The sequence below is a fragment of the Lapidilactobacillus bayanensis genome, assembly GCF_003946695.1.
GTDB classification, from domain to species: Bacteria; Bacillota; Bacilli; order Lactobacillales; family Lactobacillaceae; genus Lapidilactobacillus; species Lapidilactobacillus bayanensis.
Window position 1 is genome coordinate 113,593 of the sequence record NZ_RHOX01000001.1, and the last position, 25,395, is coordinate 138,987.

Genomic DNA, 25,395 nt, shown 5'->3' on the forward strand with positions numbered 1-25,395 from the left:
TATTGTTGGTATTTTTTAAAGCGACTGGCATCACTTGACAGTTGCCTAAACAATCGTCAAGTGATGATTTGTTCGCAACCAGATTGATATCGAGTAATGACCAGTTATTATTTAGGAGGAGTTTAGCATGCATTATCAAAAACCCAAAGGGACAGCAGACATTTTACCCGCTGAAGCTAAAAAATGGCAATACGTTGAAAATATTGCTCAAGAAGTTTTTGAAACTTATAACTATCATGAAATTCGAACACCGATTTTTGAATCATATGATGTTTTCGAACGTTCCTCAGGTGAATCTTCGGATGTCGTGTCCAAAGAAATGTATGATTTCAATGACAAAGGTGAGCGCCATATTGCCCTGCGTCCAGAAGGCACGGCCGGCGTCGTTCGAGCCTATGTCGAAAACAAATTATTTGGTCCTGAACAGGTTAAACCTTATAAAGTTTATTATCATGGTCCAATGTTCCGGTATGAACGTCCCCAATCTGGACGACAACGTCAATTTCATCAAATCGGCGTCGAAGCTTTTGGGTCAACGTCACCTGACTTAGATGTAGAAACAATCGCCATGGCAATGCAATTATTAGCTCGCTTAAAATTAACAGACATGCATTTAGTGATCAATAGTCTGGGCGATGCTGCAACACAAGCAGCCTATCATCAAGCCTTGGTTGATTATTTGACACCATTACAAGCCGAGTTAAGCGCGGATTCTCAGCGGCGTTTAACCAGCAATCCTTTAAGAATTCTGGATAGCAAAGACCAGCATGATCAAGAGCTGGTTGCCCAGGCACCAACGATTCTTGATTTCCTTAGTGAAGATTCAGCACAACATTTTGCAGCGGTCAAAACTGGCTTAACTAATTTAGGGATTGATTACGAAATCGATCATACGATGGTGCGGGGACTAGATTACTACACCAACACAATCTTTGAGATCATGGTGACGTCACCAGCTTTTAACAATCAAGAAATGACGGCGATTGGTGGCGGACGTTATGATGGTTTGGTGAAAGAATTCGGTGGACCGGATGAACCTGGGATTGGTTTTGGAATTGGTGTTGAACGCTTGTTGCTACTACTAGATGATCAAGATGCTGCTTTACAAGAAAAACCATTAGATTTCTACCTGGTTAAAACGAGTGAAGCCGTTGAAAGTTCAGCGTTTAAATTATTACAAGCGATTCGCCGTAACGGTTATAGTGCTGATCAAGATTACTTAGCCCGCAAAGTTAAAGGTCAATTTAAGAATGCGGATCGTCTGCATGCACAATACGTGATTACGGTTGGTGAAACTGAAGTGGAGACAGGTAACGTGCCCGTCAAGAATTTAGCAACTGGCGAACAAATTGAAATTGAAATTGCTGCGTTTGAAAATAACTTTGCTGATGTGTTGGCAAAATTACAAAAATAAGTTGAAAGATTTAAAGAGCTTTCCAAAATGTTTGGGGGAATTATTATGGTAAAACGTACAACATATGCTGGTTTAGTTGATGAACAATATCTTGGCCAAGAGATTGATTTAGCAGGTTGGGTCCAAAAACGTCGTAGTTTAGGTAACTTAGTTTTCGTTGATCTTCGTGATCGTGAAGGTATCGTCCAATTAGTTTTCAGTCAAGAGATCAATGCTGACGCGTTAGCGATTGCTGAAACCTTGCGTTCTGAATACGTGGTTAGTGTTCACGGCAAAGTCGCTGCTCGTGGCGAAAAGGCGATTAACGACAATATGAAGACTGGTAAAATCGAAGTCGAAATTACTGAAGTCAAAGTCTTGAACAAATCCAAAACACCGCCATTTGAAATCACCAATGAAATCAGCGCTTCTGAAGATACGAAGTTAAAATATCGTTATTTAGACTTGCGGCGTCCAGAAATGATGGCCGGTTTACGAACAAGAGCGCAGATTGTTAGATCAGTTCATCATTACTTAGATGATAACGGCTTTATTGAAATTGAAACACCAGATTTGACCAAGTCGACGCCAGAAGGGGCACGGGATTACTTGGTACCATCACGTGTTTATCCTGGTAGCTTCTATGCCTTGCCTCAATCACCACAACTTTTCAAAGAGTTATTAATGTCTTCAGGATTTGATCGTTATTATCAGATTGCCCGTTGTTTCCGTGACGAAGATTTACGTGGCGACCGGCAACCTGAATTCACCCAGATCGACTTGGAAACAAGTTTCTTATCAGCCGAAGAAATTCAATCATTGACTGAAGGTATGATTGCTCAAGTAATGCATGATGAAAAAGGAATCGACGTCAAATTGCCATTTCCACGGATTACTTGGAATGAAGCGCAAGAACGTTTTGGTTCTGACAAGCCTGACTTACGTTTTGGAATGGAACTGCAAGATTTAAGTGAATTTTTCAAAGATAGTGCCTTTAAGGTCTTTAGCGGTGCTGTTGCTGATGGTGGTCAAGTTAAAGCGATTGTGGCGCCTCAAGCTGCGGGTAACTATTCACGTAAACAAATCGAACAAATCCAAGATTATATTAAACGTTTTGGTGCTAAAGGTTTGGCTTGGTTGAAAGTTGAAAACGACGAAGTAACCGGTCCAATTGCTAGGTTTGTTAAAGAACAGCAAGCTGACTTAATCAGCAAGTTAGACGCTAAGAACGGTGACTTAATTGTTTTCGTTGCCTCAAGTAAGAAAGTTGTTGCTGACAGTTTAGGTTACTTACGTAATTTCTTTGCTAAGGAATTAAATTTAATTCCAGCCAATGAATTTGCTTTCACTTGGGTTGTTGATTGGCCACTATTCGAATATGATGAGGGCGATCAACAATGGATTGCTGCCCATCATCCATTTACCATGCCTAATGAAGAAGATATTCATTTACTGGATACCGACCCTCATGCAGCACATGCCCAAAGTTATGATATCGTCTTAAACGGTTATGAATTAGGTGGCGGTTCAATTCGTATTCACACACGCGAAATTCAAGAGAAGATGTTAAAAGCTCTAGACTTCACATTAGAAAGTGCTCAAGAACAATTTGGTTTCTTGCTTGACACGATGGATTATGGTTTTCCGCCATTGGGTGGTTTAGCAATCGGCTTGGATCGTTTCGCCATGTTATTAGCTGGTAAAGATAATATTCGTGACGTGATTGCCTTCCCTAAGAATTCGAAGGCGACAGAGCCGATGACCACAGCACCATCACGTGTTGCTCAAGCACAATTAAATGAATTAAAGCTAGAAGTTGAACCGGAAAAACCTAGCGAAGATTAATCAGTTTACTTTTCAACGTAGATGCTTAATAATTAGTGTATTATTAAAGACGCCTGTGAATTTACTTAGGGTGTCTTTTTTTAATTCGAAATCGGAATGATGAAAGGTGTGTTAAAAATGAAAGAAGAAACAGCAATTTTTGCTGGTGGTTGTTTTTGGTGTATGGTTAAACCGTTTGATCAACAACCAGGTATTATTAGTGTCATCTCTGGCTATACTGGTGGTCATGTTCCTAATCCAACTTACGAACAAGTTTGCTCGCACACGACCGGTCATACTGAGGCTGTTAAGATTACTTACGATGCCGCTGTGATTAGTTATGCCGACTTGGTACAAGTTTATTGGCAAGTGACCGATCCAACTGATGCCGCGGGACAATTTCAAGATCGCGGTGATAATTATCGACCGGTTATTTTCGTCAATTCAGCTGAACAACGGCAGATTGCAGAAGCATCGCGCGAACAATTGAGTAAATCTGGCACTTTTAAAGAACCAATTGTAACTAAGATTGAAGACGCGCAACCATTTTATCCTGCGGAAGACTACCATCAAGATTTTTATCGTAAAAATCCAGCGCGCTTCGAAATGGAAGAACGCGGCGGTCGCCAACAATTCATTGAAAAGCATTGGGGTAACTAGTACTGTCAAAATGAATTCTGTTGGAAATTAAAAGTCTTAAGACTATAAGGCCTAAAACTATTATGTTGTGGTTCTTCGTGCCTGCGGGAAATGCGCTGGTGGAACGCTGTGGGCTCGACTTTAAGCCAATCTGTGATTGTCTCAAAGCTCGGCCTTGTCGTAAATGGTAAACCATTAACGACAATTTCACAGCTGACCGCGATTTTCCTCCGGCACTGACAAAAGAGATGTGGTGTGATTTAATTGCAATTTACGCTTCTGAGAATTAAGAGTAGTTCAACCACTTGTCAACTCAGCGCTTGCACGAAGGTTGCTATCTTGTCAGATTAGTGGCGGCGAAAGAATACCGCTCAGTAGTGACATTATTGTTGCAACTTTAGTTGTTACAATAAGGCTTGACTTGGAGACAATTTTGCAAAAATTGGCTTCAAGCAACGCCCACTACGTTCCAGCGCCAAGTATTATTTCGCCGCTACGGCAACGCGCACATTACATGAGCAACCTTTGTGCAAGCGCGAAGGATAGCTTGTCCTTGTCAAAATATCAAAATGTGTAATTAAATCATTTTGCAGACAAACATTGTATTTAATAAGTGAAGGCCAAATTTGTTAGTGGGTGGATTAGTCTACGTTTAAATTAGCAGGAAGTTTTATTTTCTTAGCGGATTTTTGGTTGTGGAATTAGGCAATGTGTTACAATATTGGCAAATGTTCTAATTGAGAGGGATTTATTTTTATGTTTAATGATATTGAACGTGCCATTCGACGGCATTCTAACTTAACCAAGTTATCAATGGCGTTTTTCTATGCTATTTGTGTGTCAATTGCCTTGAACTTTTTCTGGACACCAGGACATATTTATTCATCAGGAATTACTGGTGCGGCCCAGTTGGTTTCTAGTTTATTGGCGAATACACCGATTAAGTTGACCACACCAATTCTTTATTTTGCATTTAATGCACCATTGTTTGTTGTGGCTTACTTTAAAATCGGTCATCGTTTTACGTACTTCACCTTCTTCGCGGTTTTGTTTTCTACGATTATGATGCACATGATTTCACCGTTAAAAATTACTTTTGATCCGATTATCTGTGCGATTTTTGGTGGCTTGATTAATGGCTTAGGTACCGGAATGGCGCTGAAATATAATATTTCTACCGGTGGTCTAGACATCATTGGCATCGTCTTGCGTAAAAAAACTGGTAAAAGTATTGGCTCAATCAATATTATGTTTAATCTGCTGATTATCTTTGGTGCAGGTTTTGTTTTTGGCTGGGTTCATGCCTTGTACAGTGCCATGGGGATTTTCATCAATGGCGCCGTGATTGATATGGTCTATACGAGTCATCAACGTTTGCAGGTGATGATTGTTACAGATCATCCTAAGAAAGTAATTAGCAGCGTGCAGAAGTCATTACGACGCGGGATTACCATTGTCCATGACGCTGAAGGTGCTTATAAACACGAGGAGAAAACAATTCTTTTCACAATTATTTCACGTTATGAAATGCATGATTTTGAAACGGCGATGCGCAACAGTGATCCCTATGCTTTCGTTAGTATCACTGAAGTCTTCAAGTTATTGGGGCACTTCTATGAACCAAAAGTTGAGTAGGTGCGGAAATGACAAATTCAGATTTAATAATTGGCTCACATGTTTCGATGAGCGGTAAAAAAATGTTAGTTGGCGCGGTAGAAGAAGCTTATAGTTATCAAGCTAATACCATGATGATTTTTACCGGAGCTCCTCAAAACACACGACGCAAAGCAACAGCAGAAATGAAAATTCCCGAAGGTCAGGCATTAGCTCAAACGGACGGGATTCAAAGTATTGTGGTGCATGCACCTTATATTCTAAATTTAGGAAATACCATCAAACCAGAAAATTTACCGTTTGCGATTGAATTTATGCAAGGTGAAGTTCAGCGTGCGGATGCAATCGGTGCTTTTGCCATGAGCTTTCACCCAGGTGCCCATGTTGGCGCCGGTTCGCAGGCAGCAATCAAGCAAGAAGCTCAAGCACTAGATCAGATTATTAGTGATCAACAACAAGTTTCAATCGCGCTAGAAACAATGGCAGGCAAGGGAACTGAAATTGGCCGTACTTTTGAAGAACTCGCCGAAATCATTGAGCTGACTCAACATAATAATAAACTCAGCGTAACTTTTGACACTTGTCACACCAATGATGCCGGTTACGATATTCGACACGATTTTGACGGCGTCTTAAATAAGTTCGATCATATTATTGGCTTGGATCGCTTAAGTGTCATTCACTTGAATGATTCTAAAAACCCACAAGGAAGTCATAAGGACCGTCATACGAATATTGGTTTTGGAATGATTGGTTTTGAGGCTCTGAATTATGTCGCCAACCATCCCCAATTAAAAGCTGTTCCGAAAATTTTGGAGACGCCGTATATTGGGATTACCGACGATGCCAAGGGGACCATCTCACCATACGGGGCAGAAATTGCGATGCTAAGAGCACAAAAGTTTGATCCTGAAATGAAAGAAAAATTACGGGCACAACAATAAACAAGGTAAGAGCAGATGAGTTTGCTCTTACCTTGTTTTATACTTGCTGTCTTTGAGTGTTTTAAAAATGATGGCAGCTAAAACTGTTATGTTGTGGTTCTCCGCGCTTGCACAAAGGTTGCGTATGGAATGTGCGAGTATCGTGAGGAAAAATAAATACTTTCGCTGGAACGTGGTGGACACTGCTTGAAGCCAATTTTTGCAAAATTGTCTCCAAGACAGGCCTTCTTGTAACAGCTAAAGCTGCAACAACAATCTCACCACTGAGCGGTATTTATTTTCCCTCACTAAACAAATAAGATAGCAACCTTCGTGCCAGCGCTGAATTGACGAGTGGCTGAATCACTATTCAATATTTAGAAACACAAATTTGCAGTTAAGCTGCACTAACGCTCTTTCGTCAGTGCCGAAGGAAAATCGCGGTCAGCCGCGGTATTCTTGTTAGTGGTTTACCACTTACAAGAAAGTTTGTATTTGAGACAAATCGGGCTTTGATTTGGCTCAAATCAATACTCGCAGCGTTCCACCAGCGCATTTCCCGTAGGCACGAAGAATCGCAACATAACAGTTCTAGGACTTATCATCTGCAATAATTTGTTAATAATGATCCAAACCTAAATGCTCCATAATTAAAGTTGCTGTTTCTTCAATCGAGCGGTTGGCAACGTTGATTTCAAAACAACCAAGTTTTTGATAGAGATTCTTGGCGAACGCAAGCTCTTTTTTAATGGCATCCATATCAGAATAGGTCGTATCTGGGTTCAGACCATAAGCAATCATGCGCTCACGGCGAATATTATTGAGAACTTTGGGATCATTTGTTAATCCGATAATTTTTTTCGGGTCAACTTGATACAGCTCGTCAGGAATGTGAGCTTGAGGAACCAGCGGTAAATTGGCAACTTTAATATTGCGATTGGCTAAGAATAGTGACAGCGGTGTTTTAGACGTCCGCGAAATTCCTAGTAAGACAACATCCGCCTCTAAGAAACCACGCGGATCTTTCCCATCATCGTAGAGTACAGCAAATTCCATCGCCGAAATCCGATCAAAATACTTCTCGGTCAAATGATGGATTGCGCCAGCTTCATGGGTCGGTTCTAAAGCAAAACGTTTGCTCACACTGCGAACTAAAGGCGTTAATAAGTCAATCGCAGTTAAATCATTATTGGCCGCCTCAATTTGGACATATTCACTTAAACCTTGAGTAACTAAGGTGTGTGTAATAATCGCATCTTTTTTAATGGCACTTTTAATTAATTTATCAATTTTTTCTTTGGTGTTAACAAAAGGGTAGCGTTCATAAATTGGTTTGATCTCCGGAAATTGGGCCATAGCCGCTTGAGTTAGCTTAAAGGCGGTCTCACCAACAGAATCTGAAATCAAAAATAAGTATAATTGTCTTGGTTGGGCCATCGTTTTTTACCTCATATCTTTTATTCTTTTCAATTATTCTAACATATTTAGCGCTTTCATTACGAATTAATCCGAAATTTACGAAAAAGGTTGTTGACCGTAATTTCAACTTTCGCTATAATAATTAAGAACCACTGTGATGTCGTCATTATTCGTACAACAGAGTAGTTACATAGAAACTGGAAGGAGGGAAATCACATGGCTAAGACAATTGTCCGCGACAACGAGTCTCTTGATGATGCTCTTCGACGTTTCAAACGTTCTGTTTCTAAAAGTGGTACACTCCAAGAATACCGTAAACGTGAATTCTACGAGAAACCAAGCGTTAAGAAAAAGCTGAAGTCAGAAGCAGCTCGCAAACGTAAGAAATTTAGATAATAAATTTTACCCTCTTGTTTTTTGGATTACATTTTGTGATCTTCTACGACAAGGGGGTATTTTTTCACGAAAGGATGTCCCCCCCAATGACTTTAAATGAACAATTAACTCAAGACTTAAAAGCTGCCATGAAGGCCAAAGACAAGACCAAACTAAATGTTGTCCGCATGATCAAAACATCTTTAACCAATGCAAAAATTAAAAAAGGTGCTGATTTAACAGCGGAAGAAGAATTACAAGTCTTAAGTACAGAAATGAAACAACGTAAAGAGTCACTTGTCGAATTTGAAAAAGGCGGCCGTGACGATTTAATTACAGAAGTTAAGGCAGAAATGGCCATTGTTGAGAATTACTTACCTAAGCAATTGAACAAAGATGAATTATCGGCTTTGATTAGCGCCACAATCACCGAAGTTGGCGCAACTTCAATGAAAGATATGGGTAAAGTCATGTCAACGTTGATGCCAAAGGTTAAAGGTCGTGCTGACGGCGGTCAGATTAATCAAATCGTCAAAGAACTTTTAAGTAAATAAGTAACACGTCAAAAATTTCAACAACTGCTGAACTGTGCTAAAATTCAATTGACAGATAACTTTTGATTGGAGCGAATTCATTGGTAGAGCAACCAGATATTGAAAAAACTTTTATCTTACCAGATCCAGATCAGGCTTTAAATTTACTGGGAATTAATGATGAATATTTACATTTGCTCGAAGAAGGTTTGAACGTTTCAATTCATGCTTTTGGTGAGAAAATTGTTGTCACTGGTTCAGCCGTCGCCGTTGATCGGGTCGTTAGTATTTTTGAACAACTTGCACGCTTGTTACGCCAAGGGGTGATGATTAATAATAGCGATATTATTAGTGCTATGAAGATGGCCGATCGTGGTACCTTGGCGTATTTCAGCGACTTGTACACGGAAGAGATTGTGCGCGATGCCAAAGGTCGCAGTATTCGGGTCAAGAACCTTGGTCAGCGTCAATATGTTCAATCAGTTAAGCACAACGAAATTACGTTTGGCATTGGGCCGGCTGGTACCGGTAAAACTTATCTTGCCGTTGCCTTGGCTGTTGCAGCTTTGAAAGCGAACGAAGTGCAACGCATTATTTTAACTCGTCCGGCTGTTGAAGCTGGTGAAAACTTAGGCTTCTTACCTGGCGATTTGAAAGATAAGATTGATCCTTACTTGCGACCAATTTATGATGCCTTGTACAACATCATGGGGACTGAACATGCGAATCGCTTAATGGAACGCGGTATTATTGAGATCGCGCCGTTAGCTTATATGCGCGGTCGTACATTGGAAGAAGCACTCGTCATTCTGGACGAAGCGCAAAATACCACGCCTGCGCAAATGAAAATGTTTCTAACTCGGTTAGGGATGAATTCCAAAATGATTGTTAACGGTGACGTGACTCAAATCGACTTGCCGCACAATCAGCGGAGTGGCTTAATTGAAGCCGCCCATGTTTTAAAGAATGTTAAACATATTGGCTTTGTGGAGCTCTCCTCATCTGATGTGGTGCGCCACCCAGTTGTTGCCAGCATTATTGATGCTTATGAAAAATATGATCAGGAGCAAGTTAAAAAAGATGAATCTGGAAATAATTAATGAACAACACGTTTTACCAGTTGAACGAGAAGAGTGGATCCGCAATTTAGTTGAATTTGCAGCTAACAAGCTGGATTTACCTGCAGACGCTGAAATGTCGATTAGTTTAATTACGGATGACAAGATTCGCGAGATCAACCGTGAGTATCGCGATAAAGATCGGGTCACCGACGTCATCAGTTTTGCGATTGAAGACGATGAGAGTGACTTGCCCGACTTTGAAGAATTGGCTGCTGAATTAAATATTCCCCGCAACATCGGTGATTTATTCATTGCACCCGAGCATGTTAAGGAACAAGCAGTAGAATATGACCATACTTTTGACCGTGAATTCGGCTATACAATCGTGCACGGCTTCTTGCATTTGAATGGATACGATCACATCGAACCTGAGGATGAAAAAGTCATGATCAAATTACAAGAGGAAATTCTAGACAGCTATGGCCTCAAACGATAATCAAAAACAGACCAACAAGAACCATACATTCTACCAATCTTTTCGACATGCCTTAGAAGGCCTTAAAACGACCTTCCAGGACGAGAAAAATTTCAAGCGGCATTTGTTCATTGCCGCGTTAGTTTTGCTAGCAGGGCTGTTATTTGGCGTTAGCAAGCTAGATTGGCTCTGGTTGATCGTTGTTATTTTCTTAGTGCTGATCGCAGAGTTGTGGAATACAGCGGTAGAATATTTAATTGACTTATTAGTTGAGAAGCACTACGATCCATTAGCCAAAAAAGTTAAAGATGTTTCCGCAGCAATCGTGCTAGTTGCCGCAATTTTAGCAGCAATTGTTGGCGTCATCATCTTTTCACCATATATATTTTAAGAGTGCGAAGGGCAACGGGTTGATTGCGTAGCTCTAACTAGAAAGCACAGCTGGGTGTTAACCCAGATGGGATTACTAGTTAGACATAGCAATCAGTTGCGATGAGCACGTTTCAAAATCAGAGTGCGAAGGGCAACGGGTTGCTGGTCCAAATTTAAATGGAAAGATTGATGCATGCCAATGCAACAAGATTTTCACTTAAATTTCGTACCAGCAGTTGTTCGTAGCACGTTTACTATCATTTTGCTCTTCTTCGTGCCTCCAGGAAATACGCTGGTGGAACGCTGTGGGCTCGACTTTAAGCCAATCTGCGATTGTCTTAAAGCTCGGCCTTGTCGTAAATGCTAAAGCATCAACGACAATTTCACAGCTGACCGCGATTTCCCTCCGGCACTGACAAAAGAGATGCAGTGGTGTGATTTAACTTTAAGTTTGTACTTCTCAAAATTTTAGAGGACAGTTCAACCACTCGTTAATTCAGCGCTTGCGCAAAGGTTGCCCTCTTGTTAGTTAAGTGGCGGGAAATAAATACCGCTCAGTGGTGAGATTGTTGTTGCAGCTTTAGCTGTTACAACAAGACCTGTCTTGGAGACAATTTTGTAAAAAATTAGCTTCAAGCAGTGTCCACTACGTTCCAGCGACTAGTATTTATTTGCCGTCACGGTACCTCACACGTTCTGTATACAACCTTTGTGCAAGTACGAAGTCGCACAAAACGTATCAACGCAAGTTTCAAATTAACGTCCCAATCCAAGTTCCATTTAACTCAGTAATATTTGTGGAGGTAGTGTGATGGATAAATTAATTGAAGCAGCACGAAAGGCTTGGCAACAAGCTTATGTGCCATACTCACACTTTGCGGTGGGTGCCGCAGTTTTGACAGACGACGGCAAAATTTTTCAAGGCTGCAATATTGAGAATGGTTCTTACAGCATGACGATTTGTGCTGAGCGCGTGGCGATGTTCAAAGCAGTTTATGAGGGTTATCATCATTTCAAAGCCATTGCTATTGTCGGAGATACTCATGAGGCTATTTCGCCTTGTGGTGCTTGTCGTCAAGTAATGACGGAATTTATGCAACCGGAAGATCAAGTTATTCTCACCAATCTCCAAGGTGACGTGAAACAATTTAGCGTTGCCGAACTTTTACCATACTCTTTTTCATTAAAGGATGATCCGATTAAATGACAGATTATAAATCCGGGTTTGTGGCATTGCTAGGACGACCTAATGTTGGTAAATCAACATTAATGAATCGCCTAGTTGGCGAAAAGGTTGCCATCATGTCACCCAAAGCCCAAACAACTCGTAACAAAATTCAAGGTGTCGTCACTGATGATGAGGCACAGGTTGTCTTCTTAGATACACCGGGAATTCATAAACCCAAGAACGACCTTGACGATTACATGGACAAGGCCGCCTTTTCAGCCTTGGCAGATGTGGATATTGCCATTTATATGACCGGTGCCGAGGATAAAATTGGCCCCGGCGATCGTTATATTCTTGAGCAGTTGGCCAATATTAAAGCACCGTTATTCTTAGTGATTAATAAAATTGACTTAATTCATCCCGATGATTTATTGTCAATGATTGTTGAGTATCAAGAAATTGCTAACTTTGCTGAAATTATTCCTCTGTCAGCAACTCAAGGCAACAACGTTGATGAATTGATGGCCGAGATTAAGAAATATTTACCAGCCGGCCCGAAGTTTTATCCTGATGATCAATTAACTGACCATCCTGAATACTTCATTGTTGCCGAATTGATTCGCGAAAAGATTCTTGAATTTACTCGCGACGAAATTCCTCATTCAACAGCAGTTATCGTCGAAGACATGAACAAGTTCGAAAACGGTAAACGCGTCATCAATGCCATTATTTACGTTGACCGTGATAGTCAAAAGGGAATTGTCATCGGCAGAGGTGCTTCAATGTTGAAGAAAATCGGGATTGGAGCGCGTCGTGAAATCGAAGCGTTGCTCGGTGAAAAGGTTAATCTAAAATTACAAGTTAGTGTGCAACGGAACTGGCGCGACAATCCACTCTTTTTGGCGCGAGCCGGCTACAACGCTAAGGACTTTAAATAAAGATGACACTATTTCGCGATGCAGAATTTCGCGGCATCGTGATGTACCGCCGCGATTACCGCGAACGAGATTTATTAGTCCAAATTTTAACGGATAAGTATGCTGCCAAGATGTTTATGGTGCGCGGAGCAAAACGACCGAGCTTCAAATTACAAACGGCTATTTTACCCTTTACTTATGCCGATTATATTGGGGCTATCAACACGCAAGGCTTGTCCTACATCACCTCAACGAAGCAAACACATTTGTACGCTAAGATTAGTATGGATATTTTGGCTCAAGCTTATGCGGCTTATTTGTTAACATTAGTCGCGTCTGCTTTTGACGAGGGAAAACCGCTAGGACAATATTTTGAGCTCATTGTCGCTGCACTCGATAAAATGAATGACGGCACTGACGCACAGCTTTTAGCTAACCTAGTTGAGATCAAATTGTTAAATCAATTTGGGGTCGCGCCACATTTACAAGACTGTGTGATTTGTCAGCGTCATGATTTGCCGATGGATTATTCCGAACAATATGGCGGCTTATTGTGTCAAGATCATTGGCCGCTAGATGTTCATCGCCTTCATGCGCAACCTAAGACGATTGCCTTGATGCAGGGATTAGCACGAATCATGCCGCAGCAATTAGGCGAAGTCGATCTAAGTGTTCGCACTAAAAAAGATTTGCAGCGCATTTTAGATAAAATCTATCAAGATCAAGTTGGCCTGCAATTAAAAAGTAAGAAGTACCTAGATGAAATTACTCGCATGCCACAATTAACCCCGAAAAAAGTTGACAAGTCGCCCAAAAACGGTTAGACTCTTTTTGAATTCAATATTATTCTAGCTTGATGAGGAATTAATGATTTCATAACAGCGAGTGTGAACAGTGAGAGCACACCAGAAATCAGGGCACCTCAATTAGAAAAGCAATTAAGTGCAGATGTCTGACATCTGAATTAGGGTGGAACCGCGAAAATATTCGTCCCTATGTTACGTTTAGCGTAGCATAGGGACTTTTTTTGTAGAGTGCGCAAAGCAACGGGTTGATTGCGTAGCTCTAACTAGAAAGCACAGCTGGGTGCTAACCCAGATGAGATTTCTAGTTAGACATAGCAATCAGTTGCTTTAAGCACGTTTCAAAATCAAAGAACTATTATGTTGCTGTTCTTCGTGCATTCGAAAAGTTGTTTATGGAACGTGATGGTATCGTGGTGGAAAATAAATACTTGTCGCTGGAACGTAGTGGGCGTCGCTTGGAGCCAATCAAAGATTGTCTTCAAGTCGAACCTTCTTGTAACAGCTAAAGCTGCAACAAGAATTTCACTACTGAGCGGTATTTATTTTCCACCACTAGGCTAACAAGACATCCACTTTGCGCAAGCACTGAATTTACAAGTGGTTGAACCATTTTCATGTTATAGAGACATAAATTTGCGGTTTAGTTGCACTAACGCACTTTGGTCAGTGCCGGAAGAAAATTGCGGTCAGCTGTGAAATTGTCGTTAGCGATTTATCGCTTACGAGAAGGCCGACCTTTAAGACAATCGCAGATTGGCTTAAAGTCGTGCCCACAGCGTTCCACCAGCATATTTTCTGGAGGCACGAAGTAACACAATACACCAGTTCTAGTTTTTGTTGTTGTGATTAGTGATGCCGCCACGTTCACCATCATGTTTCATCCGCAACCTTTGCCGATGCACAACAAAATAGTGCGAAGTTGTCAGACTTTCGCGGTACGTTTTGAAAATTCCACTTGATTGCTGTCCTCATCATCTAACTTGACCACGACACAAATAAAGAAAGGTGAATTTTATGGTTAAACATTTGAATGTGCAAGAAATGATTTTAACATTGCAAAAATTTTGGTCTCAAAAAGGCTGCATGCTAATGGAGGCTTACGATACTGAAAAAGGTGCCGGTACGATGTCACCTTATACTTTTTTACGGGCAATCGGACCTGAACCTTGGAATGCCGCTTACGTTGAACCTTCGCGTCGTCCTGCAGACGGTCGTTATGGTGAGAATCCGAACCGATTATTCCAACATCATCAATTCCAAGTGGTCATGAAGCCGTCACCCAAGAATATCCAAGAATATTATTTGGATAGCTTGCGTGAATTAGGCATTGAACCTTTGGAACATGATATTCGCTTCGTTGAAGATAACTGGGAAAATCCGTCAATGGGTTGTGCTGGTGTTGGTTGGGAAGTTTGGCTTGATGGCATGGAAGTTAGCCAGTTTACTTATTTCCAACAAGTTGGTGGCCTAACTGTCGATCCAGTCACTTCTGAAATCACTTATGGTGTGGAACGATTAGCTTCTTACATTCAAGAAGTGAACAATGTTTTTGATTTGGAATGGGGTGACGGTGTCCTTTACGGCGATATCTTCAAAGAACCCGAATACGAACATTCTAAATATGCCTTTGAAGAAAGTGACCAAGACATGTTGTTAACTTTCTTCAACGACTATGAAAAAGAAGCCTTGCGTTTAATTAAGTTAGGTTTAGTACACCCAGCTTACGATTATGTGTTGAAATGCAGCCATGCCTTTAACTTACTAGATGCGCGCGGTGCCGTTTCGGTTACCGAACGGGCAGGCTATCTTTCACGAATTCGACGTTTGGCTCATCAAGTGGCCCAAGCCTTTGTCGACGAACGTGAAAAATTAGGTTTCCCATTATTGAAGCATGCTCAAGAACAAGCTGAGGAGGAAAAATAATGTCTGCAAATTATTTATTTGAAATTGGCTTAGAAGAAATGCCAGCCCATGTTGTTCGTCCAAGTGTGGCACAATTAGTCGAAAAAACGACCAAGTACTTGCAAGAACAACGTCTCGACTATACAGCAATTAAATCATATGCGACACCACGTCGATTAGCGTTGTTGATTAGCGGGTTAGCCGACCGTCAACCTGATAAAGTTGAAGAAGTTAAAGGCCCGGCGAAACGGATTGCCTTAGATGCCGACGGTAATTTTACTAAAGCGGCCTTAGGATTCGCTCGTGGTCAAAAAGTTGCACCCGAAAATATCACGTTTAAAGATTTCAAAGGTGAACCTTACGTTTTTGTTGAGAAGAAAACTGCAGGTAAAGCTGCTGCAGAGGTTCTAGCTGGTATTCAGGCTATTGCTAAAGGCTTGACTTTCCCAACACGGATGAAGTGGGGGACAAACGAATTCGAATACATTCGACCAATTCATTGGTTAGTGAGTTTGCTTGATGACCAAATCGTCCCTATGCAAATACTCGATGTAAAAGCTGGTCGTATCTCTCAAGGCCATCGTTTCTTGGGTAAGCCTGTCGAAATAGCAACAGCAACAGATTATGAAGCCGATTTAGCTAGCGAGTTTGTCATCGCGGACATGGCTAAACGACAAGCGGTAATTGAAGAGCAGATTAAAGAAATCGCCGCTAAAAATAATTGGCTGGTTGATCTTGATCCTGATTTACTAGAAGAAGTTGTTAACTTGGTCGAATATCCGACTGCTTTTGCCGGCCACTTTGCTGAGCAATACCTGGCTGTTCCTGAGGCTGTTTTAATTACCTCGATGAAGGACAACCAGCGTTACTTCTACGTGCGCAATCAAGATGGCAAGTTAGCGCCGAACTTTATTGGTGTGCGCAATGGCAATCGCGACTATCTCGAAAACGTCATTTCTGGTAACGAAAAAGTTTTAGTTGCTCGTCTGGAAGATGCTAAGTTCTTCTTTGAAGAAGATCAGAAGCATACGATTGCTGATTATGTTGAAAAGTTAAAGACAGTCAGCTTCCACGATAAGATTGGGACCATGTATGAAAAAATGCAGCGGGTTGCCATGATTGCCGCTACTTTGGGTCAGCTATTTGATTTAAGTGATCAAGAATTGGCAGATTTGGATCGTGCGGCTCATATTTATAAGTTTGATTTGGTAACAGGTATGGTTGGAGAATTCCCAGAATTACAAGGGGTGATGGGCGAAATTTACGCTAAGATTTTTGGTGAAAATAAAGCCGTTGCTCAAGCTATTCGCGAACATTATCTGCCAACGTCAGCCGATGGTGAGTTGCCCGCTTCTAAGGTTGGTGCGACTTTAGCAATCGCTGATAAATTAGATACGATTTATGCCTTCTTCTCAGTTGATATGATTCCAAGTGGTTCTAACGACCCGTATGCGCTTCGTCGCCAATCGTATGGGTTAGTGCGCATTTTAATCGCCAACCATTGGCACTTGCAGTTACATGATTTGCAGAATCGTTTAGCTAAGTCTTTGGTTAAGAATCATTTAACTTATGATTTGGACTGGACCAAGAATGATCAGGATACTCAGCATTTCTTCATCGATCGAATGCGTCAATTCTTTAATACTAAGAATCTTCGTCACGACATGATTGAAGCAATTGTCGGTTCAGAAAGTGCTGATCCAGCCACAATTGCTGATGTGGCTAAAACTTTAGCTGGCCATAGCGCTGATCAAGATTTTAAGGAAACAATTGAAGCTTTGACACGAGTAACACGCTTAGTTGATCAAGCTGACCTTGATTTAGACGCATTGACAGTTGATCCGGCCTTGTTTGAAAACCCGTCTGAACAAAAATTGTATGATGCAGTCGAAAATATTCGTAAGACCTTCAAGAGTAAGTCAATTGCAGAAGATTACGATGAATTACACGCATTACGGCCATTGATTGAAGATTATTTCGAAGAGAATATGATCATGGCTGATGATGAAAAAGTTCGGCAGAATCGTTTAATTCAATTAGCGATCATTCAACGCTTAATTAAGATTTTTGGTAACTTACAAGAATTAATCGTCAAATAATTTAGCATAAAACAACTAGGACCTAAATCCATTTTTTGGATTTAGGCCCTTTTGCATTGATATTCTATTGAAATACTACAAGTACTGATCTTTGACCGAACTAAAACAGATTCGTCTTGAATATTCTGTTGAGAGAGGCAAATCCTAGAACTGTTATGTTGTGCTTCTTCGTGCCTACGGGAAATGCGCTGGTGGAACGCTGCGAGTTTGATTTGAGCCAAATCAAAGACCGATTTGTCTCAAATGCAAACTTTCTTGTAAGTGGTAAACCACCAACAAGAATGCCGCGGCTGACCGCGATTTCCCTCCGGCACTGACGAACGAGATGTGGCGGCGTGATTTAGCTGCAAATTTGTACTTCTCAAAATTTTAGGGGGCAGTCCAACCACTCGTCAAGTCAGCGCTTGCGCAAAGGTGGCCATCTTGCTTGCCTAGTGAGGGAAAATAAATACCGCTCAGTGGTGAAATTGTTGTTAGTAATTTATTACTTACAACAAGACCTGGCTTGGAGACAATTTTGTTAAAAATTGGCTTCAAGCAGCGTCCACCACGTTCCGTCGAAAGTATTTATTTTCCCTCACGGTACCCACCACGTTTCGTACGCAACCTTTGCGCAAGCGCGGAGAACCAGAACAAAGCAGTTTTAGTTGCCACTATTTTGTTGTGGTTCTATCGCGGAAAGGCACAAGATAATCGTACTAGTTTTCAACACTTGCGAGCTGACCAAAGTAAGCGAGAATGTCAGTTTTCGTCAAAGCAGCTTTTTCAGTACCACTAACATCGAGTAAAATTTGACCGGTGCTCAGAATAATTAAGCGATTACCATATTTCAACGCATCTTCTAAATGATGGGTGATCATTAAACAAGTTAGTTGTTGCTCCGTGACCACTTGATTTGTTTGTGCCATCAACTGATCACTGGTTTTGGGATCTAATGCAGCTGTATGTTCATCTAGCAGCAATAAATCGGGTTGACGTTCCGTTGCCATCAAGAAACTCAAAGCTTGGCGCTGACCACCGGAGAGATTCTCTGCAGGTGTGTCTAAATGTTCGGCTAAACCGTTGCCCATCGTTGCTAACAATCTTTGGAAATTTGCTCGCTGTTGTTTGAGACCACGAGGCTTGAGGGTACGCCGTTGCCCCCGATGTAATGCTAGTAATAAGTTTTCGGCAACCGTCATTCGCGGTGCGGTGCCTAACTTAGGATCTTGAAAAACTCGAGCAATATAGCGAGAACGTTTCTCTGCACTTAATGAATTGAGCAAGTGCCCGTTTAAACGTAACTCACCAGTAGGAATCGGTAAATTACCAGCGATAGCGTTAAACAAAGTTGATTTCCCAGCACCGTTTGTTCCTAGGACGCTGACAAAATCTCCAGCATTAATTGTTAAGTTTAACTGTTTTAAGATGAGGTTCTGCTCCGGCGTTGCTTGATTAGCGGCAACTGACAGATCTTTTAACACCAAAATGGGTTGATTTTCTGCATTCATGAACGTGATACTCCTTTCCGAAATAGCTGATCCAATTTCAACTTGTGACTGAATTGCGGTAGCATTAAGCAAATGGCTAGAATAATAGCGGAGATTAAATTCAAATCGTTAGTACTGAAGCCCAATTGCAAGACAATTAAAATCACGAAGCGATAAATAATACTACCTAATGTGACCGCCACGAGCCGTTGGTTCAACGTCAGATTGCCAAAGACGACTTCGCCAATAATGATGGATGCTAAGGCAATCACAATAATCCCAATCCCCATGTTAACGTCGGCGTAGCCATTACTCTGGGCGATTAACGCACCACTTAAGGCAATCAAGCCGTTAGAAACCATCAAGCCAAGAATCGTCATGCCATCAGTATTAATTCCGATTGATTGGGCCATGATTGGATTATCGCCGGTAACGATAAAAGCTTGACCTAAATCTGTTTGCAAGAAGTAAATCAGTAAACCAGTGATAAGTATCACTGCGATTAAACCAACTAAAACACTGTCAAAATAACGGGGTAGTGATTTTAAAAAGTGATTGCTAAAAATCGTCGCTTGACCAAGTAGGGAAATATTTGACGTGCCCATAATGCGTAGATTAATCGAAAGGCAAGCCGTCATAACCAAAATACCAGCTAATAGAATTGGCACTTTACCCTTTGTATAAAGTAAGCCTGTAATCAAACCAGCGGCCGCTCCAGCTAGAAAAGCTAAACCGAGTGCAGCTGTTGGGGCCAATTGGTTGGTGATACTTGTAACCGCTACTGCGGCCCCCAGTGGAAAGGTACCTTCGACTGTCATATCAGCGAAGTTTAAAATTCGAAATGTTAGAAATAATGCAACACCTAAGATGGCCCATAATAATCCTTGACCAATTGCAGAAACAATCATACTCATTTGATGATTTCTCCTTTCGTTTGCGCCAGTTTAGTGACCGCAGTTGGGAATTTAATACCTAAAGTTTGTGCCGTTTTTTCATTCAATACGTTGTGACCCTTGCTTACATAAGCGAGGGGATAGTTAGCCGGATTGCGACCTTTAAGAACTTGACCGGCCATTTGTCCAGCGACTTTTCCTAAATCAAATTGGGTGATCGCGTATGCTGCTAATGCACCATCCTTGACCATCGTGTCGGCTGAGGCAAAGACGGGCTTTTTGGCAACGTTCGTGACATTGATTAAGGTTTTCATTGCCGTTGCCACGTTGTTGTCTTGTGGGGCATAGACGGCATCCACATGCTGAACCATTTGTTGAGCGACTTGTTGCATATCGTTGGTGGTACTAATGGTGTACAACTTTGGCGTTAAGCCAGCTTGTGTTACCAATTTAGCGAAATTCTTCGCGTTGTACTCGCCACCATGATCACTTGATGAATAAATAATGCCGATTGTTTTGGCTTGAGGAACAACTTGCTGCAATAATTGTAGTTGCTTATCTAACGGTGCATCACCAGAAGTACCTGTGATATTGCCGCCAGGATGCTGATCGGTTTTGATCAATTTAGCACCAACTGGATCTGTAATTCCTGCTAAAATCACTGGTGTTTTACCATTAGCAGCATTGGCGCAGGCTTGGGCAGCCGGGGTGGCAATCGCGGCCATCAAGTCAACTTTTTCGTCAATAAACTTAGTACTCATTGTTTTTAAGTTACTTTGGTCACCTTGCGCGTTTTGGAAATCAAGTTTGACTGTCTTGCCAGCAATAAAACCTTCTGCTTTCAAGCCAGCAACAACGCCGCGATGGATTTCATCTAAAGCAGGGTGTGTTAGCGGCTGTAAAATACCGACCGTGGGAATTTTTTTGGTAACAGGTGAAGCAGGCTGGTTTTTATCAGTCACAATAAAAGCAGCAATTAGAAAAATCACCAGGGCACTAATAAAGGCAATCATTCGTTTCATGTTAAAGACCTCGTTTTCTTTTTAATTAAATCGGTTACGGAATACAAAAAAGGCAAACCAGCATTTCTGCTAATTTGCCTTATAAACAAGGATAAGCAGAAGTCTGTTGATGGATGAATTCCATGCAGACTTCTTTGTTTGAGAACACAAAAGTTAGCCAGCACAGATACAAACTGTTTGCCAGATTGTATCCGTGATAGCGGCATTACAATCTGTTCTGCTGGCTTTGCCATGAATGATTAATGTTGTTTAATAACTTTTGCATCTCAATCAAACTCCTTTGACGTATTTAAGTATGTGGCGCGGTTTAATTGACCCAACTCATATTAAACGAAGTACCAACACGCTTACTTGAAATTGACATTAGTATAGCTAATGTCAATTAAACTGTCAACATTTTTTTGAATTCAAATTACCAGTTGACCCTGAGCTTGTTTTAAAACTGTTAGATTGTGGCTCTTCATGGCCTATGCTGAATATGTTCTTGTTATAAGTGCTAGGTCCTAGAATTGTTATGTTGTACTTCTCCGTGCCTACGGGAAATGCGCTGGTGGAACGCTGCAAGCATTGGTTTGAGCCGAATGAAACCTAATTCGTCTCAAACGCAAGCTTTGTTCTAAGTGGTAAACCACTAATAACAATTCCGCGGCTGACCGCGATTTTCCTCCGGCACTGATGAAAGAGATATGGTGTGATGTAATAGCAAATTTTTGCTCCTGAAAATTAGAAGTGATCCACTCACTCGTCAATTTAGTGCCTGCGCAAAGGTTGCAATCTCGCTTGTTTAGTGGTGGAAAATAAATACCGCTCAGTAGTGACATTAACGTTGGCAATTTATTGCCTACATTAAGGCTCGCATTTGAGACGATTCGCACTTAAATCGGCTCAAATCGACGCCCACTACGTTCCAGCGACAAGTATTTATTTTCCACCACGGCACCCGCACGTTTCATATGCAACCTTTGCGCAAGCGCGAAGAACCACAACAAAACAGTTTTTGTTTCCACCGTTTTGATTAATTCCAGCACGAGGTATTCTTTCGCCACTACGCCAACGCACATGCTCCATCCGCAACCTTTACGCAAGTGTGAAAAAGCACCACAAATAGTTTCAAGATAATAAACCATTTTATTTGTTTACTTCCTGAAATAGTGGTATATTATAACTTGCGAAATTATGTAGATTGGGCTGACTTTGGGTATCTCACTGTTCGGCCCATTTCTTGCTTATTGACAGTGAAAGGAAGTGATTACCATCGCTGGAAGAATTCCTGAAGCATTCATTGAGGAAGTGCGGCAAAAGACTAACATTGTTGATGTTGTCAGTCAGTATGTTCAGCTGAAAAAGCAAGGAAAAAATTTATTCGGGCTTTGTCCCTTTCATGAAGAAAAGACGCCTTCATTTTCAGTAACGGAAAACAAACAAATTTTCAACTGTTTTAGCTGTCATCGTGGTGGTAATGTCTTCAAATTCATCATGGAGATTGAAGATGTTTCCTTTCCTGAAGCGGTGCTCAAAGTTGCTAAATTCAGTGACATTGCACTGCCGCAAGATCTCGCCACGCAAGAAGAGACTGGGGAACAATCACAAGCACAACAATTGCGGCAACTTTATCAAGATGTGCAAGTTTTGTATACGCACATTTTGTTAAAAACCGAGATTGGCGAGCCAGCTCTTAATTATTTGCAGAAACGTCAATTGGATGAAGCTGCAATTAATGAATTTGGAATAGGTTTTGCACCTGACCAAAACAATTTATTGCTGAATTTTTTGAAGACGCGTCATGTCTCACGAGAATTAATGGTTCGCTCTGGTTTATTTGCACAACGGCAAGATGGTCAATTAATTGATCGTTTTCGCAATCGGGTAATGTTTCCTATCTGGGATCAATCTGGACGGGTGATTGCTTTTTCCGGGCGGCTACTTGTTAAATCAGAAAATGAACCGAAGTATTTAAATTCACCAGAAACTGAAATTTTCCAAAAACGCGATGTCTTATATCATTTCTCTCAAGCTAAACGTAATATTCACCAAACGAAAACGGCATATCTGTTTGAAGGCTTCATGGATGTGATTAGTGCCTATCGTGCTGGTATTACCAATGGCATTGCCTCGATGGGAACTAGTTTAACCACTGATCAATTATATTTGTTATCGCGGGCGGCACAACGACTGATTATCTGTTACGATGGAGATGAACCTGGTCAAAACGCAATTGCAGATGCCTTGAAGTTGGTTAAGGATCGTTCCTTTGAGGTGGGGGTCGTCATGTTACCAGATGGCAAGGACCCGGATGAGTATGTTAAAGCATATGGAGCTCAAGCACTTCAAGATCAATTAGAGAATCACGTCATGACGCCAATTGCCTTTGCACTACAGCGATTAGCTCACCAATATAATTTCTCGGTTGATAGTGAGCGGTTAGCTTATGTCCAGAATGCTTTGCAAACTTTGGTTACTGTTGAATCAACCGTTGAACAAGATTTGTACTTACATCAGGTTGCTGATCAAGCGAATGTGGACTTAACGGCATTAAAAGCCGAGTTCATTAACGCCAATCGACAATATCAACGTAAGCAACGTGCTGAAAAGCGCCAAACTCGTTTGACAACTCAGCAGACAACTACAGCACCGTCACCGGTATTTAATGTGGTACTTAATCGGACAGAGATCTCTGAACGGCGCTTGCTTAACTTGGCCATTGCTGATGAAACGTTATGTCAGCAGCTACTCAATCATGATGGCTTTGCCTTTAACAACCCACAAATTCAAGCCTTATTTGAAAGCTGGCAGGAATTTCTACAAACTGATAGCCAGCATGATGTGGCCGGCTTTGCCGATTTTTTGACGCCAGAACAACAACCACTGCTCATGGAAATTGAAATGCTAACTTTGCCTGATGAGATCAGTGATGATGAAGTAAACGACTATTTACACAACATTCAAACGGCACGGATTAATCAACGTTTGCAAAATGCCCAGCGGCAAGTGAAACGGGCCACAGAGCAAGGCGATGATGCTGCGGAAATGAAATGGCTAAATGAACTTTTGCAGTTAAAACGTCAATTGAGTCAATAGCAATAGGGGGACAATCTAGATGGCAGAAAAGAAAACAACTGGAAAAGTAACAACGAAAGCAGCAACAAAAAAAGAAAAAACGCTCAAAGAAATGAAGGCTGACGTTAAAAAATTGACGACAGCCGTTAACACCTTAGTCAAAGAGCATAAATCTGATAAAGAAATTGCTGAAGATGAACTGGTTAGCAAGATTGTTCAACCTTACGAATTGGAAGATCAAGCCGTTGATGAATTAATGCAGCAACTTGAAGACAAGGGCTATGCCATTGTCGATCAAGACGGTAACCCTAGCGCCCGTTCCTTGAAGAAGGAAAAAGAGGTTAGTAAGAAATCACTAGCTAATCTTTCTGCACCAACTGGTGTTAAGATCAATGATCCCGTCCGCATGTATTTGAAGGAAATTGGTCGCGTACCCTTATTGAAAGCTGACCAAGAAGTTGCTTTAGCCTTGCGAATTGAGCAAGGTGACGAAGAAGCTAAACAAGAATTGGCAGAAGCTAACTTACGTTTGGTTGTTTCGATTGCGAAACGCTACGTTGGTCGGGGGATGCAATTCCTTGATTTAATTCAAGAAGGTAACATGGGCTTAATGAAAGCCGTTGAGAAATTTGATTATCGTAAAGGATTCAAATTCTCAACTTATGCTACTTGGTGGATTCGTCAGGCCATTACGCGTGCTATTGCCGATCAAGCTCGAACAATTCGTATTCCTGTTCATATGGTCGAGACCATTAACAAGTTGATTCGGATTCAGCGGCAATTGTTGCAAGACTTAGGCCGGGAACCAACACCAGAAGAAATTGGCGCCGAGATGGATATGCCAACAGAAAAGGTACGCGAGATTTTAAAGATTGCTCAAGAGCCAGTTTCTTTGGAAACACCAATTGGTGAAGAGGACGATTCTCATTTAGGTGACTTCATTGAGGACCATGATGCAACTAGTCCTGAAGATCATGCTTCATACGAATTGCTCAAAGAACAATTGGAAAGCGTACTTGATACCTTGACCGACCGTGAGGAAAATGTCTTGCGTTTGCGTTTCGGCCTTGATGATGGTCGAACACGGACACTGGAAGAAGTCGGTAAGGTCTTCGGTGTGACGCGTGAACGAATTCGTCAGATCGAAGCCAAAGCACTACGTAAATTACGCCATCCTTCACGTTCTAACCAATTGAAAGATTTCTTGGAGTAATTAATTTAAATAACAATATTTTAAGCTCAGGATGTTTTAGTTCTGAGCTTTTTTTGTGGCTTCTAAAACTGTTAGGCTGTGGTTCTCCGTACCTACGAGAAATATACTGAAGAACGGTGCGAACTTCGATTTAAGCCGATTAACAAATCGATTTAAACATGTAGAAGCTAAGACCTAAAGCTATTATGTTGCTATTCTCCGTGCCTACAGAAAATGCGCTG

General features: G+C 41.3%; 24 protein-coding genes. 17 read left to right on the plus strand and 7 right to left on the minus strand.

What is annotated here, in order from left to right:
* Positions 1 to 127 precede the first annotated feature (127 nt).
* The 5 genes from hisS to EKM65_RS00555 all read left to right on the plus strand — a co-directional run bounded on the left by hisS (position 128) and on the right by EKM65_RS00555 (position 6,414).
* A complete protein-coding gene (hisS, locus tag EKM65_RS00535) occupies positions 128 to 1,414 on the plus strand; it encodes a histidine--tRNA ligase (protein WP_125604437.1) in 1,287 nt (428 codons plus the stop codon).
* Between the two features lie 45 nt (positions 1,415 to 1,459).
* Positions 1,460 to 3,238 carry an aspartate--tRNA ligase gene (gene aspS / locus EKM65_RS00540; protein WP_125604439.1) on the plus strand — a complete coding sequence of 593 codons (1,779 nt, stop codon included), beginning with the start codon at positions 1,460 to 1,462 and terminating at the stop codon, positions 3,236 to 3,238.
* Positions 3,239 to 3,355: 117 nt separating this feature from the next.
* On the plus strand, positions 3,356 to 3,877 hold the full coding sequence (gene msrA / locus EKM65_RS00545; RefSeq protein ID WP_125604440.1) for a peptide-methionine (S)-S-oxide reductase MsrA: 522 nt from the start codon (positions 3,356 to 3,358) through the stop codon (positions 3,875 to 3,877).
* Between the two features lie 735 nt (positions 3,878 to 4,612).
* Positions 4,613 to 5,491 carry a YitT family protein gene (locus EKM65_RS00550; RefSeq protein ID WP_125604442.1) on the plus strand — a complete coding sequence of 293 codons (879 nt, stop codon included), beginning with the start codon at positions 4,613 to 4,615 and terminating at the stop codon, positions 5,489 to 5,491.
* Between the two features lie 8 nt (positions 5,492 to 5,499).
* Positions 5,500 to 6,414: a deoxyribonuclease IV gene (locus EKM65_RS00555; RefSeq protein WP_125604444.1), complete on the plus strand. Its 915-nt coding sequence runs from the start codon at positions 5,500 to 5,502 to the stop codon at positions 6,412 to 6,414.
* 597 nt (positions 6,415 to 7,011) lie between these two features.
* On the opposite strand, the gene EKM65_RS00560 is transcribed toward EKM65_RS00555, so the two are convergent.
* Entirely contained in the window at positions 7,012 to 7,830 is an 819-nt protein-coding gene (locus EKM65_RS00560) for a pyruvate, water dikinase regulatory protein (RefSeq protein WP_125604446.1), read from the minus strand.
* 198 nt (positions 7,831 to 8,028) lie between these two features.
* On the opposite strand from EKM65_RS00560, the gene rpsU reads away from it, so the two are divergent.
* The 10 genes from rpsU (at position 8,029) to glyS (ending at position 17,520) form a co-directional block, all read left to right on the plus strand.
* A complete protein-coding gene (gene rpsU, locus EKM65_RS00565; protein ID WP_057755293.1) occupies positions 8,029 to 8,208 on the plus strand; it encodes a 30S ribosomal protein S21 in 180 nt (59 codons plus the stop codon).
* 86 nt (positions 8,209 to 8,294) lie between these two features.
* Positions 8,295 to 8,741: a GatB/YqeY domain-containing protein gene (locus EKM65_RS00570; RefSeq protein ID WP_125604448.1), complete on the plus strand. Its 447-nt coding sequence runs from the start codon at positions 8,295 to 8,297 to the stop codon at positions 8,739 to 8,741.
* 80 nt (positions 8,742 to 8,821) lie between these two features.
* On the plus strand, positions 8,822 to 9,820 hold the full coding sequence (locus EKM65_RS00575; RefSeq protein WP_125604450.1) for a PhoH family protein: 999 nt from the start codon (positions 8,822 to 8,824) through the stop codon (positions 9,818 to 9,820).
* Positions 9,801 to 10,277 carry an rRNA maturation RNase YbeY gene (gene ybeY / locus EKM65_RS00580; RefSeq protein ID WP_125604452.1) on the plus strand — a complete coding sequence of 159 codons (477 nt, stop codon included), beginning with the start codon at positions 9,801 to 9,803 and terminating at the stop codon, positions 10,275 to 10,277. The genes EKM65_RS00575 and ybeY overlap by 20 nt, the downstream gene beginning before the upstream one ends.
* Positions 10,261 to 10,647, plus strand: a complete 387-nt coding sequence (locus EKM65_RS00585; protein WP_125604454.1) for a diacylglycerol kinase family protein — start codon at positions 10,261 to 10,263, stop codon at positions 10,645 to 10,647. Before ybeY ends, EKM65_RS00585 begins: the two co-directional genes overlap by 17 nt.
* A gap of 792 nt (positions 10,648 to 11,439) precedes the next feature.
* On the plus strand, positions 11,440 to 11,835 hold the full coding sequence (cdd, locus tag EKM65_RS00590; protein ID WP_125604456.1) for a cytidine deaminase: 396 nt from the start codon (positions 11,440 to 11,442) through the stop codon (positions 11,833 to 11,835).
* Positions 11,832 to 12,734: a GTPase Era gene (era, locus tag EKM65_RS00595; RefSeq protein WP_125604458.1), complete on the plus strand. Its 903-nt coding sequence runs from the start codon at positions 11,832 to 11,834 to the stop codon at positions 12,732 to 12,734. The genes cdd and era overlap by 4 nt, the downstream gene beginning before the upstream one ends.
* A gap of 2 nt (positions 12,735 to 12,736) precedes the next feature.
* A complete protein-coding gene (recO, locus tag EKM65_RS00600; protein ID WP_125604460.1) occupies positions 12,737 to 13,537 on the plus strand; it encodes a DNA repair protein RecO in 801 nt (266 codons plus the stop codon).
* A gap of 996 nt (positions 13,538 to 14,533) precedes the next feature.
* Entirely contained in the window at positions 14,534 to 15,442 is a 909-nt protein-coding gene (gene glyQ / locus EKM65_RS00605) for a glycine--tRNA ligase subunit alpha (protein WP_125604462.1), read from the plus strand.
* Positions 15,442 to 17,520 (plus strand): glycine--tRNA ligase subunit beta, encoded by a 2,079-nt coding sequence (gene glyS / locus EKM65_RS00610; protein WP_125604464.1) that lies wholly within the window; start codon positions 15,442 to 15,444, stop codon positions 17,518 to 17,520. The genes glyQ and glyS overlap by 1 nt, the downstream gene beginning before the upstream one ends.
* A gap of 369 nt (positions 17,521 to 17,889) precedes the next feature.
* Here the strand turns inward: glyS and EKM65_RS11105 are convergent, their stop codons facing one another.
* The 6 genes from EKM65_RS11105 to EKM65_RS11110 form a co-directional block, all read right to left on the minus strand.
* Entirely contained in the window at positions 17,890 to 18,057 is a 168-nt protein-coding gene (locus tag EKM65_RS11105) for a hypothetical protein (RefSeq protein WP_164506754.1), read from the minus strand.
* Between the two features lie 161 nt (positions 18,058 to 18,218).
* Positions 18,219 to 19,010, minus strand: a complete 792-nt coding sequence (locus EKM65_RS00615; protein WP_125604466.1) for an ABC transporter ATP-binding protein — start codon at positions 19,008 to 19,010, stop codon at positions 18,219 to 18,221.
* Positions 19,007 to 19,903, minus strand: a complete 897-nt coding sequence (locus EKM65_RS00620; RefSeq protein ID WP_125604468.1) for an ABC transporter permease — start codon at positions 19,901 to 19,903, stop codon at positions 19,007 to 19,009. Before EKM65_RS00620 ends, EKM65_RS00615 begins: the two co-directional genes overlap by 4 nt.
* Positions 19,900 to 20,904: a tryptophan ABC transporter substrate-binding protein gene (gene trpX, locus EKM65_RS00625; protein WP_125604470.1), complete on the minus strand. Its 1,005-nt coding sequence runs from the start codon at positions 20,902 to 20,904 to the stop codon at positions 19,900 to 19,902. The genes EKM65_RS00620 and trpX overlap by 4 nt, the downstream gene beginning before the upstream one ends.
* Positions 20,905 to 21,437: 533 nt before the next feature.
* Positions 21,438 to 21,779 carry a hypothetical protein gene (locus EKM65_RS00630; protein WP_125604472.1) on the minus strand — a complete coding sequence of 114 codons (342 nt, stop codon included), beginning with the start codon at positions 21,777 to 21,779 and terminating at the stop codon, positions 21,438 to 21,440.
* On the minus strand, positions 21,780 to 21,950 hold the full coding sequence (locus EKM65_RS11110) for a hypothetical protein (RefSeq protein WP_164506755.1): 171 nt from the start codon (positions 21,948 to 21,950) through the stop codon (positions 21,780 to 21,782).
* 199 nt (positions 21,951 to 22,149) lie between these two features.
* On the opposite strand from EKM65_RS11110, the gene dnaG reads away from it, so the two are divergent.
* The gene (gene dnaG, locus EKM65_RS00635) at positions 22,150 to 23,982 is read left to right on the plus strand and encodes a DNA primase (RefSeq protein WP_125604474.1); all 1,833 of its coding nucleotides are present in this window, start codon (positions 22,150 to 22,152) and stop codon (positions 23,980 to 23,982) included.
* A gap of 19 nt (positions 23,983 to 24,001) precedes the next feature.
* Positions 24,002 to 25,174 carry an RNA polymerase sigma factor RpoD gene (rpoD, locus tag EKM65_RS00640; RefSeq protein ID WP_164506756.1) on the plus strand — a complete coding sequence of 391 codons (1,173 nt, stop codon included), beginning with the start codon at positions 24,002 to 24,004 and terminating at the stop codon, positions 25,172 to 25,174.
* Positions 25,175 to 25,395: the final 221 nt, after the last annotated feature.

Excerpts from the sequence above, each read along its gene's own strand:
- hisS (WP_125604437.1), top strand. The coding sequence starts at position 128 with ATGCATTATCAAAAACCCAAAGGGACAGCAGACATTTTACCCGCTGAA.
- aspS (WP_125604439.1), top strand. The coding sequence starts at position 1,460 with ATGGTAAAACGTACAACATATGCTGGTTTAGTTGATGAACAATATCTT.
- msrA (WP_125604440.1), top strand. The coding sequence starts at position 3,356 with ATGAAAGAAGAAACAGCAATTTTTGCTGGTGGTTGTTTTTGGTGTATG.
- EKM65_RS00550 (WP_125604442.1), top strand. The coding sequence starts at position 4,613 with ATGTTTAATGATATTGAACGTGCCATTCGACGGCATTCTAACTTAACC.
- EKM65_RS00555 (WP_125604444.1), top strand. The coding sequence starts at position 5,500 with ATGACAAATTCAGATTTAATAATTGGCTCACATGTTTCGATGAGCGGT.
- EKM65_RS00560 (WP_125604446.1), bottom strand. The coding sequence starts at position 7,830 with ATGGCCCAACCAAGACAATTATACTTATTTTTGATTTCAGATTCTGTT.
- rpsU (WP_057755293.1), top strand. The coding sequence starts at position 8,029 with ATGGCTAAGACAATTGTCCGCGACAACGAGTCTCTTGATGATGCTCTT.
- EKM65_RS00570 (WP_125604448.1), top strand. The coding sequence starts at position 8,295 with ATGACTTTAAATGAACAATTAACTCAAGACTTAAAAGCTGCCATGAAG.
- ybeY (WP_125604452.1), top strand. The coding sequence starts at position 9,801 with ATGAATCTGGAAATAATTAATGAACAACACGTTTTACCAGTTGAACGA.
- EKM65_RS00585 (WP_125604454.1), top strand. The coding sequence starts at position 10,261 with ATGGCCTCAAACGATAATCAAAAACAGACCAACAAGAACCATACATTC.
- cdd (WP_125604456.1), top strand. The coding sequence starts at position 11,440 with ATGGATAAATTAATTGAAGCAGCACGAAAGGCTTGGCAACAAGCTTAT.
- era (WP_125604458.1), top strand. The coding sequence starts at position 11,832 with ATGACAGATTATAAATCCGGGTTTGTGGCATTGCTAGGACGACCTAAT.
- recO (WP_125604460.1), top strand. The coding sequence starts at position 12,737 with ATGACACTATTTCGCGATGCAGAATTTCGCGGCATCGTGATGTACCGC.
- glyQ (WP_125604462.1), top strand. The coding sequence starts at position 14,534 with ATGGTTAAACATTTGAATGTGCAAGAAATGATTTTAACATTGCAAAAA.
- glyS (WP_125604464.1), top strand. The coding sequence starts at position 15,442 with ATGTCTGCAAATTATTTATTTGAAATTGGCTTAGAAGAAATGCCAGCC.
- EKM65_RS00615 (WP_125604466.1), bottom strand. The coding sequence starts at position 19,010 with ATGAATGCAGAAAATCAACCCATTTTGGTGTTAAAAGATCTGTCAGTT.
- EKM65_RS00620 (WP_125604468.1), bottom strand. The coding sequence starts at position 19,903 with ATGAGTATGATTGTTTCTGCAATTGGTCAAGGATTATTATGGGCCATC.
- trpX (WP_125604470.1), bottom strand. The coding sequence starts at position 20,904 with ATGAAACGAATGATTGCCTTTATTAGTGCCCTGGTGATTTTTCTAATT.
- rpoD (WP_164506756.1), top strand. The coding sequence starts at position 24,002 with ATGGCAGAAAAGAAAACAACTGGAAAAGTAACAACGAAAGCAGCAACA.